The 18431-nt window shown below is 42.9% G+C and carries 21 protein-coding genes; 20 read left to right on the top strand and 1 reads right to left on the bottom strand.

Annotation, left to right across the window (positions count from 1 at the left end; genetic code table 11):
* From MHH54_RS15985 to MHH54_RS15970, 4 genes are all read left to right on the top strand, one after another.
* Entirely contained in the window at positions 1-519 is a 519-nt protein-coding gene (locus tag MHH54_RS15985; protein ID WP_003213425.1) for an acyltransferase, read from the top strand.
* A 69-nt stretch (positions 520-588) separates the two neighbouring features.
* On the top strand, positions 589-1017 hold the full coding sequence (locus MHH54_RS15980) for an Rrf2 family transcriptional regulator (RefSeq protein WP_003213266.1): 429 nt from the start codon (positions 589-591) through the stop codon (positions 1015-1017).
* A gap of 86 nt (positions 1018-1103) precedes the next feature.
* On the top strand, positions 1104-1745 hold the full coding sequence (locus MHH54_RS15975) for an NAD(P)-dependent oxidoreductase (RefSeq protein WP_003213607.1): 642 nt from the start codon (positions 1104-1106) through the stop codon (positions 1743-1745).
* 43 nt (positions 1746-1788) lie between these two features.
* Positions 1789-2427 (top strand): DsbA family protein, encoded by a 639-nt coding sequence (locus MHH54_RS15970; protein WP_106032167.1) that lies wholly within the window; start codon positions 1789-1791, stop codon positions 2425-2427.
* Positions 2428-2486: 59 nt separating this feature from the next.
* Here MHH54_RS15970 and MHH54_RS15965 read toward each other — a convergent pair whose 3' ends face one another.
* Positions 2487-3281, bottom strand: a complete 795-nt coding sequence (locus tag MHH54_RS15965) for a C39 family peptidase (protein ID WP_106029372.1) — start codon at positions 3279-3281, stop codon at positions 2487-2489.
* 233 nt (positions 3282-3514) lie between these two features.
* Here MHH54_RS15965 and MHH54_RS15960 point away from each other — a divergent pair, with 233 nt between their 5' ends.
* From MHH54_RS15960 to MHH54_RS15885, 16 genes are all read left to right on the top strand, one after another.
* A complete protein-coding gene (locus MHH54_RS15960; protein WP_003212893.1) occupies positions 3515-4690 on the top strand; it encodes an ATP phosphoribosyltransferase regulatory subunit in 1176 nt (391 codons plus the stop codon).
* Positions 4683-5324: an ATP phosphoribosyltransferase gene (hisG, locus tag MHH54_RS15955; protein ID WP_003213329.1), complete on the top strand. Its 642-nt coding sequence runs from the start codon at positions 4683-4685 to the stop codon at positions 5322-5324. The genes MHH54_RS15960 and hisG overlap by 8 nt, the downstream gene beginning before the upstream one ends.
* The gene (gene hisD, locus MHH54_RS15950) at positions 5321-6610 is read left to right on the top strand and encodes a histidinol dehydrogenase (RefSeq protein WP_003213239.1); all 1290 of its coding nucleotides are present in this window, start codon (positions 5321-5323) and stop codon (positions 6608-6610) included. Before hisG ends, hisD begins: the two co-directional genes overlap by 4 nt.
* Positions 6607-7191 carry an imidazoleglycerol-phosphate dehydratase HisB gene (gene hisB / locus MHH54_RS15945; RefSeq protein ID WP_003213246.1) on the top strand — a complete coding sequence of 195 codons (585 nt, stop codon included), beginning with the start codon at positions 6607-6609 and terminating at the stop codon, positions 7189-7191. The genes hisD and hisB overlap by 4 nt, the downstream gene beginning before the upstream one ends.
* Positions 7191-7829, top strand: coding sequence for an imidazole glycerol phosphate synthase subunit HisH (hisH, locus tag MHH54_RS15940; RefSeq protein ID WP_003213571.1), 639 nt, complete (start codon positions 7191-7193; stop codon positions 7827-7829). Before hisB ends, hisH begins: the two co-directional genes overlap by 1 nt.
* Entirely contained in the window at positions 7826-8563 is a 738-nt protein-coding gene (gene hisA, locus MHH54_RS15935) for a 1-(5-phosphoribosyl)-5-[(5-phosphoribosylamino)methylideneamino]imidazole-4-carboxamide isomerase (protein WP_003212965.1), read from the top strand. The genes hisH and hisA overlap by 4 nt, the downstream gene beginning before the upstream one ends.
* Positions 8560-9318: an imidazole glycerol phosphate synthase subunit HisF gene (gene hisF / locus MHH54_RS15930; RefSeq protein WP_003213021.1), complete on the top strand. Its 759-nt coding sequence runs from the start codon at positions 8560-8562 to the stop codon at positions 9316-9318. The genes hisA and hisF overlap by 4 nt, the downstream gene beginning before the upstream one ends.
* Complete coding sequence (hisIE, locus tag MHH54_RS15925; protein WP_003212812.1) at positions 9315-9944, top strand: bifunctional phosphoribosyl-AMP cyclohydrolase/phosphoribosyl-ATP diphosphatase HisIE; 630 nt, start codon at positions 9315-9317, stop codon at positions 9942-9944. The genes hisF and hisIE overlap by 4 nt, the downstream gene beginning before the upstream one ends.
* A gap of 131 nt (positions 9945-10075) precedes the next feature.
* A complete protein-coding gene (locus MHH54_RS15920) occupies positions 10076-11533 on the top strand; it encodes a tetratricopeptide repeat protein (RefSeq protein ID WP_003213004.1) in 1458 nt (485 codons plus the stop codon).
* A 363-nt stretch (positions 11534-11896) separates the two neighbouring features.
* Positions 11897-13285, top strand: coding sequence for a C40 family peptidase (locus tag MHH54_RS15915; RefSeq protein ID WP_106029364.1), 1389 nt, complete (start codon positions 11897-11899; stop codon positions 13283-13285).
* 233 nt (positions 13286-13518) lie between these two features.
* Entirely contained in the window at positions 13519-14469 is a 951-nt protein-coding gene (gene trxB, locus MHH54_RS15910; protein WP_034620189.1) for a thioredoxin-disulfide reductase, read from the top strand.
* A 357-nt stretch (positions 14470-14826) separates the two neighbouring features.
* Positions 14827-15291: an 8-oxo-dGTP diphosphatase gene (locus MHH54_RS15905; RefSeq protein WP_003213484.1), complete on the top strand. Its 465-nt coding sequence runs from the start codon at positions 14827-14829 to the stop codon at positions 15289-15291.
* Positions 15292-15330: 39 nt separating this feature from the next.
* The gene (gene rapZ, locus MHH54_RS15900; protein ID WP_034620188.1) at positions 15331-16218 is read left to right on the top strand and encodes an RNase adapter RapZ; all 888 of its coding nucleotides are present in this window, start codon (positions 15331-15333) and stop codon (positions 16216-16218) included.
* A complete protein-coding gene (locus MHH54_RS15895; RefSeq protein ID WP_012011357.1) occupies positions 16219-17178 on the top strand; it encodes a YvcK family protein in 960 nt (319 codons plus the stop codon).
* Positions 17179-17195: 17 nt separating this feature from the next.
* Positions 17196-18146: a DNA-binding protein WhiA gene (whiA, locus tag MHH54_RS15890; RefSeq protein ID WP_003213321.1), complete on the top strand. Its 951-nt coding sequence runs from the start codon at positions 17196-17198 to the stop codon at positions 18144-18146.
* A 26-nt stretch (positions 18147-18172) separates the two neighbouring features.
* On the top strand, positions 18173-18430 hold the full coding sequence (locus MHH54_RS15885) for an HPr family phosphocarrier protein (protein ID WP_003212821.1): 258 nt from the start codon (positions 18173-18175) through the stop codon (positions 18428-18430).
* The last annotated feature ends 1 nt before the right edge of the window (position 18431 follow it).

The raw sequence follows: 18431 nt of genomic DNA, 5'->3' as shown, positions 1-18431 counted from the left end.
TTGAGAAAAACAGATCGATATCCTGTAAAAGGGGTCAATTCGTTACGACAAGTCTATCGGACGGTCCCCTTTTTCAAAGTGGTGAAAAACTTTATTTTCATTCAAATCGCACGGTACACGCCTTTTATGGGAATGAAAAATTGGATATACCGAACCTTTCTTCGTATGAAGGTTGGCGAAGATACAGCGTTTGCCTTAATGGTCATGGTGGATCTCATGTTTCCTGAGAAAATCACGGTCGGTCGAAATTCGGTGATTGGCTATAACACAACCATTTTGACCCATGAGTATTTGATTAAAGAATACAGACTTGGGGAAGTCTATATTGGGGATGAAGTCTTAATTGGAGCCAATTCCACCATTTTACCTGGTGTGACCATTGGGGATGGGGCGATCGTGTCCGCTGGTACACTTGTTCATAAGGATGTTCCAGCAGGCTCATTTGTTGGAGGAAATCCAATGCGCATGATTTATACGAAAGAAGAAATGAATGCACGTCAATCTACGTCTGCTGAGTAGCTCGGCAGACTTTTTTGTTGACAATATGTTATGGTGTAACTATAATGATTACAACAGAGGTGAGAAAACATGAAAATCAGCAGCAGATTTACTGTCGCTGTCCATATTCTGGCCTTGCTATCACTTGAAAAAGGATCATTACAGACATCGGAGGATATCGCGGGAAGTGTAAATACAAACCCAGTGGTCATCCGCCGTATTATGAGTAAATTAAAAAAAGCAGGCCTAATCTCAACGAGTCTTGGCAAAGGCGGTTCTCAGCTGAACCGCAGTGAAGACGATATCACGCTGCTTGATGTGTATAAAGCGGTTGAGGTGGTGGATGAGGGAGAATTGTTTCAAATCCATGAAAGCCCAAATCCTGACTGTCCGATCGGTGCAAATATCCAGGCTGTGCTTGAGTTAATCTTGTGCCGCGCTCAAAGTGCGATGGAGCAAGTGCTTGCTGAGATCAAATTAAGTGAACTAACGCAGGTGTTAATCAAAAAAATTGGATGATCTATTCAATTTTTTTTACCTCTGTTGTAACTAAATCGGTTACACCTTTGTTTATTAAATAAAATCATTTTACAGGAGGAATTCATATGAAAATCGGCATTATTGGCGCTACAGGTAAAGCAGGACAGGAAATTGTAAAAGAGGCTCAATCAAGAGGACATGAGGTAACAGCCATCGTTCGAGATGCGAAAAAAGTGACAGATTCATCCGTAGCTGTTATTGAGAAGGATGTGTTTCATTTACAAGCAGAAGACATCAAAGGCTTTGATGTCATCGTCAATGCATTTGGCGCACCTGCTGGACAAGAGCACCTTCACGTAGAGGCAGGGAAAAAGCTGATTGATATTTTGAAAGAGGTACCCGGTACCCGTTTAATCGTTGTGGGCGGAGCGGGCAGTCTTTTTGTTGATGAAGCCAAAACAACAAGACTTGTTGACACACCGGAATTTCCAAAGGAGTATGTGCCTACTGCTTCACAGCAAGGTGAAAACTTAAAAGACCTTCAACAAACCGAAGGATTAAAATGGACTTTCCTCAGCCCTGCTGCATTCTTTGATCCAGCTGGCAAACGCACAGGTTCTTATGTGAAAGGGAAGGACCAACTGATTGTTAATTCTAAAGGTGACAGCTATGTGAGCTATGCCGACTACGCCATTGCGCTTGTCGATGAAATTGAGCAGGCTGCCCATGTTGGAGAACGTTTTACCGTTGTATCTGAAGCAGAATAAGTGATTCGTTGCCACTAAAAACGATGAGTGAGGAGTTTAACGTATGAATGATCAAGAATTGTCTCTCATTTATGTATGGGATGCGTATTGTGGCTGGTGTTATGGGTTTTCTAACAGTATCCGTACTTTGCATGAGAATCATCCTGAAATGTCACTGACGCTCGTATCTGGCGGCTTATTTGTAGGAGAAAGAAGTCTTCCAATAAAGGAATATCCACATATATCAGAAGCAAATCAACGGATCAATCAGCTAACTGGCGTTGAGTTTGGTGAACGTTATCAGAAGCTGCTAGCAAACGGGACATTTCTCTTAGACTCTGAGGCTGCAGCCATTGGGTTTTCAGCATTAAGATCCGTTGCTCCAGATCGTGCATTGTACTTGGCTGCATCGATGCAAAAGGCTTTTTATCAAGACGGAAAAAGCCTGAGCGATGATGAAACGTATCAGGAGATCGCTCTGGCACATCATCTTGATCCTAAAGCCGTCATTGAACGAATGAAAACAAAAGAAGTCATCAATGCTGCGTATGCCGACTTTGCGAAGGTTCATCAACTTCAAGTGAATGGATACCCTACCCTTTTATTAAAAAAAGGGAATGAATACTTCAGTGTAGGCGGAGGAGCGATGACAGCTGAAAAGCTTGAGGAGCGCCTGAAGGAAATCATAGAAGCATCATCATGAAAAACCCATCCTCTATTCGGATAGAGGATGGGTTTTCATGTTTTCAAAGAGAAATTGTTCTATGCTTTAATGATAATCGCCTGCCTGCCCATCTGTTCCCAAGAATCTTCAAACTGATCGCGATCGACTTTTTGATTCTTTTCTCCGTATGGGTTATTTAAGTAGACATGCTCCTTGTCATAGCCTGTGATGACCACGCTATGCATATTAAAGCTTACATCTATTTTGCCATTTGGTGTATTCCATGTTTCGATGTTATCTATTTTGTCAAAGGTGGATGTGGTAATCACCCAAACAGGATACCCTTTTTCAAGTGATTGATAGATGGCCTTTTTGACAGGTTTTCCGCTTAAGTCGACGACTTGAGCGCCCGCATATTTTTTCGCAAGCTGATAAATAGGTTCATGGTATACACCGAGACCTGGTCCATTCTCCATATCGCCTACAAACCCGTCATGTGGGTCTCCTTTTAAGCCATTTTCATAATTGAGTGGAACACGTTTAATTTCATTTGCCAATGTGTCTTTCGTCACTTGCTTGTAGCCGCTGTAATGAAGAAGCATCGCTAAGCTTGTGACTTCGCATCCATTATAAAGCTTTGGGGCATCCATTTGATTGTAGAGGATGACATCCATGGCTTTTTTGCTTCCTTTTAAGGAAGAATAGGTGGTGTCTGTTTTTTTCGTTGATCGTGTTTCTTCAGCTGCGAGTGCCGTATCATTTTCTTTTTCTTTGGCTGCTTCGTGTGGTGAAGCTGTTTTCTTGACTTGGTCGATTTGTGTCACGTATATAAAGCCGAAATAAACAAGGCAAGCGCACAACAAAGTTAAGATTAATGTCTGGATGAACTTCACTGTAATCTCCTGTTTTATTCAATATTTTTATGTATTATAGCACGTTCTTTCACCCAACATGCAGAAAAGAGATAGGTGTCACTTGAATGTAATAATTCCACAAATTTTTCATGAAAATAGAGAGAAAATAAAAATGATTGATTTAATTACTTTATTTTGTTAGCATATTATCATATTAGCGAACTAAAGGATTCGGAATTTTTTGTTTTAATGTGTTGGAGGTGCAGAAGAACATGTTTATGTTTGAGAAACCATATGGTATGCGGGATTCATTACCAGGATTGTATGAGACGAAGAAAAAAGTGAGACATTCCTTAACAGAGGTCATGAACGGTTGGGGTTACCGGTTGATGGAGACACCAACGCTTGAATTTTACGATACAGTCGGTGTTCAATCGGCGATTACAGATACACAGCTCTTTAAGCTTTTAGATCAGAACGGGCAAACCCTTGTACTCAGACCTGATATGACGGGACCTATTGCGAGAGTGGCAGCATCAAAGCTTCATGAACAGGCGTATCCGCTTCGCGTTGGGTATGCGGCCAATGTGTTCCGGGCACAGGAAAGAGAAGGCGGAAGGCCATCAGAATTTGAGCAGGTCGGAATTGAGTTAATTGGAGACGGTTCGATTAGTGCAGATGCTGAAGTGATCGCGCTTGTCGTATTCGCATTAAAAAATGCTGGGCTCAAATCCTTCAAAATCGCGATTGGGCATGTCGCTTTAGCAGAGACGTTATTTGTAGATGTACTGGGAAATACAGAGCGTGCAAACGTTCTTCGCCGATTTTTATATGAAAAGAATTATGTAGGGTACCGTCAGCATGTGAAGCAATTGCCACTCTCCTCCATCGATAAAACGAGGCTGTTACAGCTTTTAGAGTTAAGAGGCGGCCAGGAAGTCACAGAGCGGGCAGAGGAAATCGTCGTTTCACAAGAAGGAAAAGAGGTGCTTACGCAGTTAAAGTCGCTTTGGGAGACACTTGAAGATTACGACTGTACAGAATATATCCGTCTAGATTTAAGCATGGTGAGTCATATGAGCTACTACACGGGTATTTTGTTTGAAGTATTTGCAGATCATGTTGGGTCAGTCATCGGAAGTGGCGGCAGATATGACCAATTGCTTGCTCATTTTGATGCACCTGCACCAGCTACAGGATTCGGACTTCGATTAGACCGTCTGCTTGAAGCGCTTGATGCAAAAGAAATCAATGAGCCGCAGGAGGCAGTGATTTTTAGTAAAGAACAACGGCTGGAGGCTTTTGCTTTTGCAGAAAAGGAGCGGTCAAAAGGGAAAAAGATCGTCTTGCAAGACTTAGCAGGGATTGAAAATATTGACGCGATGACCAAGGCATTTGAGCAGGTGACTTATTTTATCGGCGCTAGAAAGGGAGAACAAAATGGGTAAAGTATTGACGATGGCGATGCCAAAGGGCCGAATATTTGAAGAAGCCGCAGGGCTGTTAAGGCAGGCAGGATATCAACTGCCAGAGGAATTCGAGGATTCAAGAAAGTTAATCATCGATGTACCGGAAGAAAACCTCCGCTTTATTTTAGCGAAGCCAATGGATGTGACGACTTATGTAGAGCACGGTGTAGCAGATGTTGGCATTGCAGGAAAGGATGTCATGCTCGAAGAAGCTCGTGATGTGTACGAGGTGCTTGATTTAAACATCAGTAAATGCCATTTAGCGGTTGCCGGATTGCCGGGAGCTAGCTGGGGCGGTGTCGCACCGCGTGTGGCAACAAAGTACCCAAATGTTGCATCTTCCTATTTTAGAGAGCAAGGGGAGCAGGTGGAGATCATTAAGCTGAATGGTTCCATTGAATTAGCACCGCTCATCGGACTCGCCGATCGTATTGTAGACATTGTCTCTACAGGTCAAACACTCAAGGAAAACGGACTTGTTGAAACGGAGCATATTTGTGATATTACATCACGGTTTATTGTCAATCCTGTGAGCTATCGGATGAAGGATGCGGTGATCGATGAAATGGCGCAGCGCCTTGCAAGAATCATTGAAGGGGAGGAAACATCATGAACATCACCTATATACAAGAAGGTGAGACAGAGACACTCTCGCTCAAACGGACTTTAGATACAGGCACGGAAGAGCAGCGCCTGGCTGTTCAGCGGATTATACAAGAAGTGAGGCTAAATGGTGATCAAGCGGTACAGTCTTTTACAAAGCAATTTGATGGGGTGCTGCTTGAAGATCCGCTTGTCACAGATGAGGAAATGACAAAAGCCTCCGAACGTTTGGACCCAGCCATGATTCATGTGATCCAAACGGCTATCCGTCATATTCGCACATACCATGAGCGTCAGCTGACATCCTCTTGGTTTTATCACCAGCAGGATGGCTCGATGCTCGGACAAAAGGTGACACCACTTGAGGCAGTTGGTGTGTATGTCCCCGGCGGAACAGCTGCTTATCCATCATCTGTTTTGATGAATGTGATTCCCGCGCTTGTCGCTGGTGTTCAGCGAATTGTCCTTGTGACACCCCCAGGGAAAAACGGCTACCTCTCTGACGCTGTACTCGTTGCTGCGAAGGAGCTCGGCATTACAGAGATGTATAAAATGGGCGGTGCACAGGCGATTGCGGCACTTGCCTATGGAACAGAAAGCATCCAGCCTGTTGATAAAATCACAGGTCCAGGCAACATCTATGTCGCACTGGCAAAGCGGGAAGTATTTGGTCAGGTAGACATTGATATGATTGCCGGTCCTAGTGAAATTGCGGTTCTAGCAGATGACACGGCCATAGCATATGAGGTGGCGGCCGATCTACTTTCTCAGGCAGAGCATGATGCGCTAGCATCTAGTATTTTGGTGACCCCGTCTAAGACACTTGCTGAAAATGTGCGAGCTGAGGTGCAAGCGCAGCTGGACACCTTGCCAAGAAAATCAATCGCTGCACAATCCATACAACATCATGGCCGTATATACGTGACAGATTCCATGGAACGTGCAGTAGACGTCGTCAATCAGTTAGCGCCAGAGCATTTAGAGGTGCTGACAGCATATCCAGAATCATTTCTTGGTCAAATCAAGCATGCAGGGGCGATTTTTTTAGGGCGTTATAGCCCTGAGCCGGTGGGAGATTATTTTGCAGGACCGAATCACGTGCTGCCAACCAACGGAACAGCCAGATTTTCTAGCCCGCTTGGTGTGACCGATTTTCAAAAGAAAACAAGCATTATTTCATATAGTCAAGAAGCCTTTGAGACACACAGGGATAGCATTGCGGCTTTTGCTAGGTTAGAGGGGCTCGAAGCACATGCAAGGTCGATTGAATCGAGAAAGCGGGGGGAATCGTCATGAGACAGGCGGAAACAGCGAGACAAACAAATGAAACGAATATTTCGTTATCGTTAGAGATTGATGGGGAAGGAACAGCGGATATTCAAACAGATGTCCCTTTTATGACACACATGCTCGATCTATTTACGAAGCATGGACACTTTAATTTGACCGTCGATGCGAAAGGAGATACGGATGTTGATGATCACCACACAACGGAAGATATCGGCATCGTGCTTGGGCAAATGTTTAAGGAAGCGTTAGGTGATAAAAAGGGAATCAAGCGATATGGCTCCAGTTTTGTTCCAATGGATGAAACGCTTGCCCAGGTCGTGGTCGACTTAAGCAATCGTCCTCATTTAGAAATGAGAGCGGCCTTTCCAAGTCAAAAGGTCGGTACCTTTGATACAGAGCTCATACATGAGTTTCTTTGGAAGTTTGCGTTAGAAGCTCGTATAAATCTTCATGTAATTGTTCACTATGGAACCAATACACACCATATAATTGAAGCTATTTTTAAAGCAATGGCACGTGCTTTAGATGAAGCAACAACCATTGATCCACGTGTGAAAGGGATTCCTTCAACAAAGGGGATGCTCTAATGATCGGAGTCATTGATTACGGAATGGGAAATTTGTTCAGCGTATCAAAAGCACTGGAACGAGCAGGTGCCCGTTATATCGTCTCCTCTGATGTGGAGGAGCTCAAAAAGGCAGATGCTTATATTTTGCCTGGGGTCGGTTCGTTTCGTGATGCGATGCAGCTGTTAAAACAGACAGGGCTTGAGGCGTTTATCCACCAAGTAGTGCAGGAAGGAAAGCTGCTATTTGGCATTTGTCTTGGGATGCAGCTGTTATTTGAAGAAAGTGAAGAGGCAGGGCGTACGAAAGGTTTGGGGCTGCTAAAAGGGCGTGTCGTTCTTCTAAAGGATCGTGACCAGGGTGGGCAAAGGCTGAAGGTGCCTCATATGGGGTGGAATGAGCTCACATTTCATCAGCCCTCCCCATTGTTTGACGGGGTACCGGAAGGATTTGCGTACTTTGTTCACTCTTATTATGTGAGGGATATGAATCCAGAAGAGCAATTAGCAAGCGCAGACTATGGCGTTCAAGTACCAGCAGTTGTTGGCATGGGAAATGTGCTAGGCGCACAGTTTCACCCTGAAAAAAGCAGTACAACGGGCATGGCGCTGCTCAAACAATTTATTCAATTAGCAAACGAACAGAGGGTGAACAAATGAGTGACTTTACATTGTATCCAGCGATTGATATGAGAAATGGCAAATGTGTACGGCTCGTGCAAGGAGATTATGATCAAGAAACCATTTATGGAGATTCGCCGCTCGATATGGCGACGCGATTTGCAAATGAAGGAGCAAAGTGGATTCATCTCGTTGACCTAGATGGTGCCAAAGCGGGGAGTCGCGTCAATCATGAGCATGTGCTGGCGATTGCTTCATCCTTAGATGTAAATGTACAAATTGGTGGTGGCATTCGGACAGAAGAAGACGTTGCCTTTTATATAAACAATGGTGTAGCTAGAGTCATCCTTGGCAGCTCGGCTGTTTCTAACCCTGCCTTTGTGAAAAAAATGCTTGCGCAATATGGGGAGAAAATAGCGATTGGCATTGATGCGCGAAATGGATTCGTATCGACTGAGGGGTGGCTTGAAACGTCGAAAGTGAAGGCAGAGGATCTCGGCAAAGAATTGGCAAAGGAAGGCGCGGAGGTCTTTATTTTCACAGATATTCAAATGGACGGCATGCTGGCTGGGCCCAATGTGGAAAGTACAATTCGCTTAGCAGAAGCTACTGGCAAACAAGTTATTGCCTCAGGCGGTATCAGTTCGGTAGCCGATCTCCAAAAGCTGTCAGCACAAAAACAGTCAGGCGTTTCTGGTGCAATCATTGGAAAGGCACTTTATACGGAGCGGTTTACTTTAGCTGAAGCAATTGAAGGGCTTGACCGCGTATGATGACAAAACGAATCATCCCATGTCTCGATGTGAAGGAAGGTCGTGTGGTCAAAGGGGTGCAATTCCTCGGCTTAAAGGATGCCGGTGATCCGGTAGAATTAGCGCAGATGTATGATGAGGAAGGGGCGGATGAACTCGTCTTTCTTGATATTTCTGCCTCTCATGAAGGCCGGAAAACGATGGTGGATATGGTCAAGCAAGTGGCGTCCACTCTTGCCATCCCTTTTACGGTAGGCGGCGGAATTAACCACCTTGATGACATGAAGCGCATATTAAGAGCGGGTGCAGACAAAGTATCTGTGAACACAGCGGCAGTTTTAAGACCAGAACTGATTTCTGAAGGCGCCGATTTTTTTGGTTCTCAGTGCATCGTCGTTGCAATAGATGCAAAGTACGATGAAGAGAAAAAAGCGTACATGGTTTATACACACGGAGGGCGCCGTCAAACGGATATAGAGGTTAGCGATTGGGCAAAAGAAGCCGTGCTGAGGGGGGCAGGAGAGATCTTGCTGACAAGTATGGATGCCGACGGTGAGAAAAAGGGCTTTGATCATCGATTAACAAAGCTTGTGTCAGAAGCTGTCACCGTACCTGTCATTGCCTCGGGAGGTGCTGGCAATGCTCAGCATATGCTGGAGGCATTTACAAAAGGAGAAGCGGATGCAGCTTTAGCAGCTTCCATTTTTCATTATAAAGAGACTTCAATTCAAGAGGTAAAGACATACTTGAGAGAACACGGGGTGAAGGTCAGATGAAACAGGGAAACGAATTATCCTTTAATGAGGCAGGCCTGATACCTGCGATTGTACAGGATGCTCAAAGTAAGGAAGTATTGACATTGGCGTATATGAATCAAGAATCCTATGAAAAAACACTAGAGACAGGGGAAACATGGTTTTACAGCCGATCAAGAAACGAGCTTTGGCACAAAGGCGCCACATCTGGACATACTCAGCGAGTCACATCCATTCGATATGACTGTGACAAGGATGCTCTGCTTATTCTTGTCTCACCAAGTGGACCAGCGTGCCACACTGGCAGCTATAGCTGCTTTTCGGAAGAAGGCGTGAAGCGTCAAACGGAAGAGCAGGATCGTTTTGCCATTTTAAATGAACTTGAACAGGTGATTGCGAAACGTCAGGCAGAAATGCCAGAAGGCGCTTATACAACCTATCTATTTGAAAAAGGGGTCGATAAAATCCTGAAAAAGGTAGGGGAAGAAGCGTCAGAGGTCATCATTGCCGCGAAAAACCGGGATCAAGAAGAATTGAAATGGGAAACAGCCGATCTTCTGTATCACCTGCTTGTGTTATTACGTGAACAGCAATTGCCACTTGATGATGTATTAAAAGTATTAAAAAAACGTCATCAAGGCGAGTGAAAAGCCGGGGACACCTCCGGCTTTTTATTTCCTAAGTGAAAAACAAATCCTTCCTTTTCTTTTGTTCTATGTGACGACTCTTGAAGTATGTTATACTACACACGGTACACTGTTCGAAATGGAGGGTATCAGTGAGTAAATACACTTCTCAAAATAATCACACACAAGTCGTCCAGCTATTCCAAGATGGGCATTACTTTTTTCATAAAGGTCTAAAAGCTTATAGAGAAAGAAATCTATCTAAAGCGAGTAAGCTCATACAGCGGGCTATCGTACTTGAGCCTGAAAATGTAGAAATGCTGTCACAGCTTGCTATTATTTATACTGAAATGGGTCATTTCCAACAATCAAATGAACTGCTTGATTTCATCCTTGAACATATTGATGAAAATATGTTTGAGTGTCACTATTTTAAAGCCAATAATTATGCGAATCTAGGACTCTTTCAAGAGGCATATAAGTCAGCGACTGCCTATGCTTCATTAGAAGAGAACGGGGAATTTGCAGATGAAAATGATGACCTTCTCGACCTGCTCGATATGAGTGACGAAGAGAACGAAGATTTTCCTTACGATCAGGATGACCTGATTGTGAAGCAGGATCAAGCAAATCACTTACTGGAAAGCGGCAGGCTTGATGAAGCCATTGAGATGCTGGAACAGATGATTGTTGAGTATCCAGAATTTTGGTCAGCGTATAACAATCTCGCATTGGCCTATTTTTATTCTGGTCAAATCCATCAGGCAAAAGAGATGCTGAACCGGGTTCTACATGAAAATCCGGGTAATCTGCATGCCCTTTGCAACCAGCTAGTCTTCTATCATTATGAAAAAGAAGAAGAAAAGGTCAATACGTTAGCAAAGCAATTAACGCACGTGTATCCAATATTAAGTGAACAGCGTTATAAGCTTGGCGCAACATTTGCCCTAGTTGGAGAATTTGAATGGGCATTTAAATGGCTTTATTCTTTGTACAAAACAGGCTTTCAAGGAGATAGTACATTTTTATACTGGCTCGCAAGCGCAGCTTATTATACAGGTCACAAAACGCTTGCACAGACGGTTTGGGATAAGATGGTCGAAGAAGATATCGATGCAGATGAAATCAAGCCATGGCAGGATAAACCTGAGGAGACTGAGCCAATGGTCTCCATTGAGGAGCGGCTGACGGCGTACTATGTAAGCAAACAAAAAGGAGAACGTGACGTTCTTCAATCTGTCCTTGATGCACGCGCAGCGAAAACAGCTTTTGAACAGCAATTCATTGAACTGCTCTTATACGAAGATGAAATGGAAGAACGGTCTTTTTCAGAAGATGCGGTTTTCGCAAAACAGGCGGCATCCAGCTTGGAAGAAGCTGTTCAGCCTGACAGCCATATGCCTTATTTTTGGTTATTCCATATTATTCAGCAGGCACGTGCTTCTGGCGTAGATAAGAAAAATGCGCCTGCATGGGCAGCAGCATCCTATTATTTATGGATGCAGGAGCAAGAAGAATCTATGAGCAAAAAAGAGATTGCAGCCTCTTTTCAAATCAGTGTTCAAACACTGTCTAAATATGAACAAGTCATTTGTACATTAATTGATTAAATAGGTAAATAGATTTAGAAGATTGCAGCATGGCCGAAAAGGTCATGCTTTTTTCTTGGATAAAAAGGTGGGATTTGCAAGGATTTGGCGAAGTATGACAATCACGACATGTTTTTGAAACATAAATGTAATAAAAATATTAGCTCATTTTGTCGATGTCTCATGTATAATGAAAATCGTGGATTAAAACAAAGACATATATTTAGATATTTTACTATACATAATGAAACACCTAGTGATAGAAACAATCTGGTCAACATCTGACTGATCAATCAGGAAGAAAGACATAGATAGCACAGATTGGTCGCAGAGAATTTGCTGCTTTCTCATGTCGCTTGGAAATTGTCAAAGGAGGAACTATTCGTGAAAAAGTTTATTACTTTCGGTTTAGCTTCGGTCATCGGAGCGAGCAGTTTATTTATCCCATTTACTCATGAAGCAAACGCACAGAACTTTGAACAAAAGAAACAAGAGCTGGACAGCAAGCAATCTGAGGTCAACAAAAACCTTCAAAAGAAAAAAGATGAGCTTTCAAAGCTTGAAGCAAAACAAGAGGCACTTGCACTAAAGCTAAAAGAAATTGACGAGAAAGCTTTAAAAACAAGTGATCAAATCGAAGAAAAACAAAAAGAAAATGAACAAACGAAAAAAGAAATCAATGCACTGAAAAAAGACATTGCTGATACTGAAAAACGTATTGAAGATCGAAACAAATTCTTGAAAAAGCGTGTACGTGCGCTTCAAGAAAGCGGCGGTTCTACGAAATACATAGATGTATTACTAGGAGCGAAAAGCTTTAGCGATTTCATCAGCCGTGCAGGTGCAGTATCTACACTCATCAACGCAGACAGCGAAATCATTAAAGAGCAAGAAAAAGACAAAGCTGAGCTCCAAAAGTCTGAAAACGAATTAAACACAAAGCTTGAAGATGTTCAAAAGACACTTACAAAGCTTGAAACACTTCAAACAGACTTGAATAAACAGCTTGATGAAAAAGACAAGCTATTCAAGCAAGTGAAAAAGCAAAAAGGAAGTGCTTCTTCTCAAATTAGCGAGTTAAACAGTGAGGCTAACAGCATTGCATCTGAAAAAGACGCAACAATCACTGCTCAAAAACAAGCTGAAAAAGAAGCAAGAGAAGCAGCTCAAAAAGCAAAAGAAGAAAAAGTACAAAGACAACAGCAGCGTCAAGCTAGTGTTCAAGCAGAAGACAACAGCTCAACGAACGACAGCAGCTCGTCTTCAAATAACAGTAACAGTGGATCTTCAAACAACAACGATAATAACAACAGCAGTTCACCAAGCAAGAAGCCATCTACTGGCGGTGGATCACCTGTCAGCAGTAACGTAGGCGGAATCGAAGGTGCAATCAGCACAGGTTCTTCCATTGTTGGACAATCTCCATATAAATGGGCTGGTGGCAGATCACAAGCTGATATTGACGCACGTCGTTTTGACTGTTCTTCATTCGTTCGCTGGGCATTTGCATCAGCAGGCATCAACCTTGGACCAGTTGGCGGTACAACAACAGATACGCTTGTAGGTAAAGGAAGAGCTGTAAGTGCATCTGACATGAAACGCGGAGACCTTGTGTTCTTTGATACGTATAAAGTAAATGGACACGTTGGTATTTACTTAGGAAACGGTACATTCTTGAACGATAACAGCTCTCGCGGTGTTTCAGTTGACTCTATGAGCAATGTTTACTGGAAAAAAGCATTCAATGGCGTTGTAAGAAGAGTCGTTGAATAAATCATTACTTACTATATAACCGTAAACAGGCTTCCTTAAACAGCAGTTTAAGGAAGCTTTTTCTTTTTTTGAACATATGAGCAAATGATTCGCTTATTATCCGCAGATTTAATAGGATATGGGTAAGGAATAAAAATAAGAGTGGAATGGATGCTTTCTGTCATGAATGGAAGCATCACCCAAGGGCATTCTAATAAGAAATGCTAGCAGCAATTGAAGAGGGAGTGACAGTTGTGTCAGAAGAAAAAATCTACGATACGATCATCATTGGAGCGGGACCTGCCGGAATGACAGCCGCTGTTTATACATCTCGTGGAAATCTTTCAACATTGATGATTGAAAGAGGGATTCCAGGCGGTCAAATGGCTAATACGGAAGATGTCGAGAACTATCCTGGCTTTGAAAGCATTTTAGGGCCAGAACTTTCAAATAAAATGTTTGACCATGCGAAGAAATTCGGTGCTGAGTATGCATATGGCGATATCAAAGAAATCGTAGACGGTGAAGAGTACAAAATCGTCAAAGCCGGTTCAAAAGAATACAAAGGACGCTCTGTCATTATTGCAGCAGGTGCGGAATACAAAAAAATCGGTGCACCAGGTGAAAAAGAACTTGGCGGTCGAGGCGTCTCTTACTGTGCAGTATGTGACGGTGCTTTCTTTAAAAACAAAGAGCTCGTCGTCATTGGTGGAGGAGACTCTGCGGTAGAAGAGGGTGTGTACCTGACACGCTTTGCGTCAAAAGTAACGATCGTTCATAGACGCGACAAGCTTCGTGCCCAAAGCATTTTACAAGCACGTGCTTTTGATAATGAAAAAATCGACTTCATGTGGAACAAAACCGTTAAACAAATTAATGAAGAAAACGGTAAAGTCGGCAGTGTGACTTTGATTGATACGGTGACTGGTGAAGAAGAAGACTTTAAAACAGATGGCGCCTTTATCTATATCGGAATGCTGCCACTGTCTAAACCATTTGAAAATCTCGGCATTACAAATAAAGAAGGCTACATCGAAACAAACGAAAGAATGGAAACGAGAGTGGAAGGCATTTTCGCCGCTGGTGACATTCGTGAAAAAACACTCCGTCAAATTGTGACAGCAACAGGTGACGGAAGTATTGCCGCACAAAGCGCACAGCATTATGTAGAAGAGCTTGCTGAAAAACTCAAAGCAACGAAATAAAAGGCTGTCGTAAATCCTTAATATAGCGTCATGGGCTTTTAACTGGAATGTAACACGGGTGAAACAATTTTCCGTTATGATAAAACTAGTAATTGACCCCCTTTTATAAGGAATACATGTTTGGCACGGATGAGAATCCGTGTCCTTTTTTTTGCTTAAAATCAGAAATTCATGAGATGTTCACAAATGACGCATGGAGAACCATTGGTTGCTGTAAAATAAAGAGTAGAGAAATTGCCCGCGACTCCTTTCAGACGAAATTCGGTCTGTTTTCGGTGAAGAAGGGGCATGTTCATTGTGGACGTCAGGATGAACCTGTATAATAAGTTAAAGACATAAAAGAGTAGGTGACAGCTGATGCAACGAGTAACCAATTGTGTGCTGCATCACGAAGATCAAGTTCTCTTGCTGCAAAAGCCAAGACGAGGCTGGTGGGTAGCGCCGGGCGGAAAAATGGAAAGCGGAGAATCGGTCAAGGATTCAGTCGTTCGAGAGTATAGAGAAGAAACAGGAATTTATATTTTAAATCCACAGTTAAAAGGTGTTTTTACCTTTATCATAAAAGAAGGCGATCAAATCGTTCAAGAGTGGATGATGTTCACCTTTATGGCAGATTCATTTACTGGAAAAAACGTGACAGAGTCAGAGGAAGGCATTTTAAAGTGGCATGAAGTAAAGGATGTGCCGCATTTACCAATGGCACCAGGGGATTCCCATATTCTTGATTTCATGCTAAAGGGAAAAGGACTTCTTCACGGTACTTTTACGTATACACCTGATTTTGAATTGATTGCTTATCGGTTAGATCCTCAAGGAGACTAATACATGAACCGTTTTTATAAAGAAGGAGAGGAAGCAGGCATGAATACGCACAAACAAGAAGATATTCAGCTTGTGATTATTACAGGAATGTCAGGTGCGGGGAAAACCGTTGCCATTCAAAGCTTTGAAGATTTAGGTTACTTCTGTGTAGATAACTTGCCGCCATCACTTTTACCAAAGTTCCTAGAACTCATGAAGGAATCGAATTCGAAGATGAGTAAGGTTGCCCTTGTGATGGATTTGCGCGGACGAGAATTCTTTGACAGCTTGATTGCAGCCTTAGATGAAATGAGTGATCTTGGCTGGATCACACCAAGAATATTATTTCTAGATGCAAACGATAAGGTGCTTGTCTCAAGATACAAAGAAACGAGACGTTCGCATCCTCTTGCGACTACAGGTTTGCCGCTCGAAGGAATCGCAATGGAACGCGATCTGTTAGAAGAGTTAAAAGGTCGGGCTCAAATGATTTTTGATACATCGGATTTAAAACCAAAACAGCTTCGAGAAAAAATTGTCGCGCACTTTGCCACGACCCAAGGGCAGGTGTTTACAGTGAATGTGATGTCCTTCGGTTTTAAATACGGTCTGCCGATTGATGCTGATCTTGTATTTGATGTGAGATTTCTGCCGAATCCTTACTATATTGAGAGCATGCGTCCACAGACTGGAAATGATGAAGAAGTGCGCTCCTATGTAATGAAATGGAGCGAGACACAAAAATTCACAGAGAAATTAATTGACCTTCTCAGCTTTATGCTTCCGTCCTATAAACGAGAAGGAAAAAGCCAGCTTGTGATCGCTATTGGCTGTACAGGCGGGCAGCACCGATCAGTGACGCTAGCGAACTACTTATCGGAGTATTTTAAAAATGACTACTACACTCATGTCACTCACCGGGACATAGAAAAGAGAAGCAGAAAATAGATGACGACACTTCCAAAGGTGGTCATTCTTGGCGGGGGCACTGGCTTATCTGTTTTGCTCAGAGGGCTAAAAACAAAGCCAGTGGACATTACCGCTATTGTAACGGTTGCTGATGACGGAGGCAGCTCAGGCAGACTGCGGCATGATTTGAATATTCCGCCCCCAGGCGATATTCGAAATGTCCTTGCAGCTCTCTCTGATGTTGAACCGCTTGTAGAAGACTTATTTCAGCACCGTTTTAACAAAGGGAATGACTTAACAGGCCACTCTCTTGGCAACCTCATTCTTGCGGCCATGACAAATATAACCGGTGATTTTTTTCATGCCGTCACAGAAATGAGCAAGGTCTTAAATGTGAGAGGAAAAGTCTTGCCAGCAGCGAATTCAAGTGTTGTTCTTCATGCTGAATTAGAAAATGGGCAAGTGGTAACAGGAGAATCAAAAATCCCAACATACGGTGAGCGAATTAAACGAGTGTTCCTCACACCTGATACGATTGAGCCGCTCCCAGAATCGATTCAAGTCATTCGTGAAGCCGATTTGATCGTCATTGGACCTGGCAGCTTGTATACAAGTATCTTGCCAAACTTGCTTGTACCGCATATTGGCGAAGAAGTGATTCGTTCTAAGGCGAAAAAAGTGTATATTTGCAATGTCATGACGCAGCCAGGGGAAACGCTTTCCTACAGTGCAGCTGATCATGTGCAGGCATTAAACGATCATATGGTTCGTCCATTTATTGATACCATTTTTGTAAACAATAAAGAAATTCCAGAAGAGATCAAAGCAAAATATGCAGAAGAACAGGCACAGCCTGTACAGTTCGACACAGATGTACTCAAGGCAATGGGACTGGAAGTCATCCCTGGGGAAATCATTACATACGACCAGCATGTGATTCGTCACGACACGCTGAAAGTAGCCGCGCTGCTTGTCGACCTGCTGCATAAGAAAAAATAGGAATGGGGGTGGCAAGGATGTCATTTGCATCCGAAACAAAAAAAGAGCTGACTAATCTGGACGTGAAGGACTGCTGCACAAAAGCAGAGCTTTCTGCCCTCATCCGTATGAACGGTTCATTATCTTTCTCTAATCGAAAATTAATTCTAGATATACAAACAGAGAACGCAGCTATCGCAAGACGGATTTATACGCTGCTAAAAAAGAAATATGATGTCACAGTCGAGCTGCTCGTTCGTAAGAAAATGAGATTAAAAAAGAATAATGTGTATATTGTCAGACTGGTAGAACGAGCGAAAACCATTTTAGAGGATTTGAAAATATTAGGTGAGCAATTTGTATTTGAGCGTAATATTTCAGAAGAGCTTGTAAAGAAAAGATGTTGTAAGCGCTCCTATATGAGAGGTGCTTTTTTAGCAGGCGGTTCTGTGAATAATCCAGAAACGTCTTCCTATCACCTTGAGATTTTTTCCCTATATAAAGAACACAATGATGCCCTTTGTGAGCTCATGAACCAATTTCATCTCAACAGTAAAACACTTGAGCGTAAAAAAGGCTACATCACATATATGAAAGAAGCCGAAAAAATTACTGAATTCTTAAGTGTTGTAGGTGCGCATAATTCACTTCTTCGCTTCGAAGACGTTCGGATCGTCCGTGATATGCGGAATTCCGTGAACCGGCTCGTCAATTGTGAAACAGCAAACTTGAATAAAACGATTGGTGCATCCCTGCGCCAGGTCGAGAACATTCAATTCATTGATGAAAAAATTGGACTTGATGCCCTGCCAGATAAGCTGCGAGAAATTGCAAAGCTGCGAGTCGACTATCAAGAGGTCACGCTAAAGGAATTGGGAGAAATGGTGGAAAGCGGCAAGATCAGCAAATCAGGCATTAATCACCGCTTAAGAAAGCTAGATCAAATTGCAGAACAATTACGAAACGGACAAGCTGTTACACTTAAATAGGAGAATGAAAAAGGGAGGCAGATCATATGGTGGAAAAAACGGTCACCATCCAGTTGAAAACAGGCTTGCAGGCACGTCCCGCTGCTTTGTTCGTACAGGAAGCGAATCGCTTTGGGGCTGAAATTTTTCTAGAGAAGGACGGAAAAAGAGTCAATGCGAAGAGCATTATGGGTCTCATGAGCCTTGCGATCAGCTCTGGGATCACTGTCAAACTGATAGCAGATGGTGCGGATGAACAAGAAGCCATTGATGCGTTAACTGATTTTATCAATCAAGAAAACTGAG

This window comes from Bacillus sp. FSL K6-4563, from assembly GCF_038630405.1.
Classification (GTDB): Bacteria; Bacillota; Bacilli; order Bacillales; family Bacillaceae; genus Bacillus; species Bacillus pumilus.
This window is presented reverse-complemented; position numbering and strand designations above follow the sequence as displayed.

Coding starts and splice junctions, on each gene's coding strand:
- MHH54_RS15980 (WP_003213266.1), top strand. CDS start 589: ATGAAAATCAGCAGCAGATTTACTGTCGCTGTCCATATTCTGGCCTTG.
- MHH54_RS15975 (WP_003213607.1), top strand. CDS start 1,104: ATGAAAATCGGCATTATTGGCGCTACAGGTAAAGCAGGACAGGAAATT.
- MHH54_RS15970 (WP_106032167.1), top strand. CDS start 1,789: ATGAATGATCAAGAATTGTCTCTCATTTATGTATGGGATGCGTATTGT.
- MHH54_RS15960 (WP_003212893.1), top strand. CDS start 3,515: ATGTTTATGTTTGAGAAACCATATGGTATGCGGGATTCATTACCAGGA.
- hisG (WP_003213329.1), top strand. CDS start 4,683: ATGGGTAAAGTATTGACGATGGCGATGCCAAAGGGCCGAATATTTGAA.
- hisD (WP_003213239.1), top strand. CDS start 5,321: ATGAACATCACCTATATACAAGAAGGTGAGACAGAGACACTCTCGCTC.
- hisB (WP_003213246.1), top strand. CDS start 6,607: ATGAGACAGGCGGAAACAGCGAGACAAACAAATGAAACGAATATTTCG.
- hisH (WP_003213571.1), top strand. CDS start 7,191: ATGATCGGAGTCATTGATTACGGAATGGGAAATTTGTTCAGCGTATCA.
- hisA (WP_003212965.1), top strand. CDS start 7,826: ATGAGTGACTTTACATTGTATCCAGCGATTGATATGAGAAATGGCAAA.
- hisF (WP_003213021.1), top strand. CDS start 8,560: ATGATGACAAAACGAATCATCCCATGTCTCGATGTGAAGGAAGGTCGT.
- hisIE (WP_003212812.1), top strand. CDS start 9,315: ATGAAACAGGGAAACGAATTATCCTTTAATGAGGCAGGCCTGATACCT.
- MHH54_RS15905 (WP_003213484.1), top strand. CDS start 14,827: ATGCAACGAGTAACCAATTGTGTGCTGCATCACGAAGATCAAGTTCTC.
- rapZ (WP_034620188.1), top strand. CDS start 15,331: ATGAATACGCACAAACAAGAAGATATTCAGCTTGTGATTATTACAGGA.
- MHH54_RS15895 (WP_012011357.1), top strand. CDS start 16,219: ATGACGACACTTCCAAAGGTGGTCATTCTTGGCGGGGGCACTGGCTTA.
- whiA (WP_003213321.1), top strand. CDS start 17,196: ATGTCATTTGCATCCGAAACAAAAAAAGAGCTGACTAATCTGGACGTG.
- MHH54_RS15885 (WP_003212821.1), top strand. CDS start 18,173: ATGGTGGAAAAAACGGTCACCATCCAGTTGAAAACAGGCTTGCAGGCA.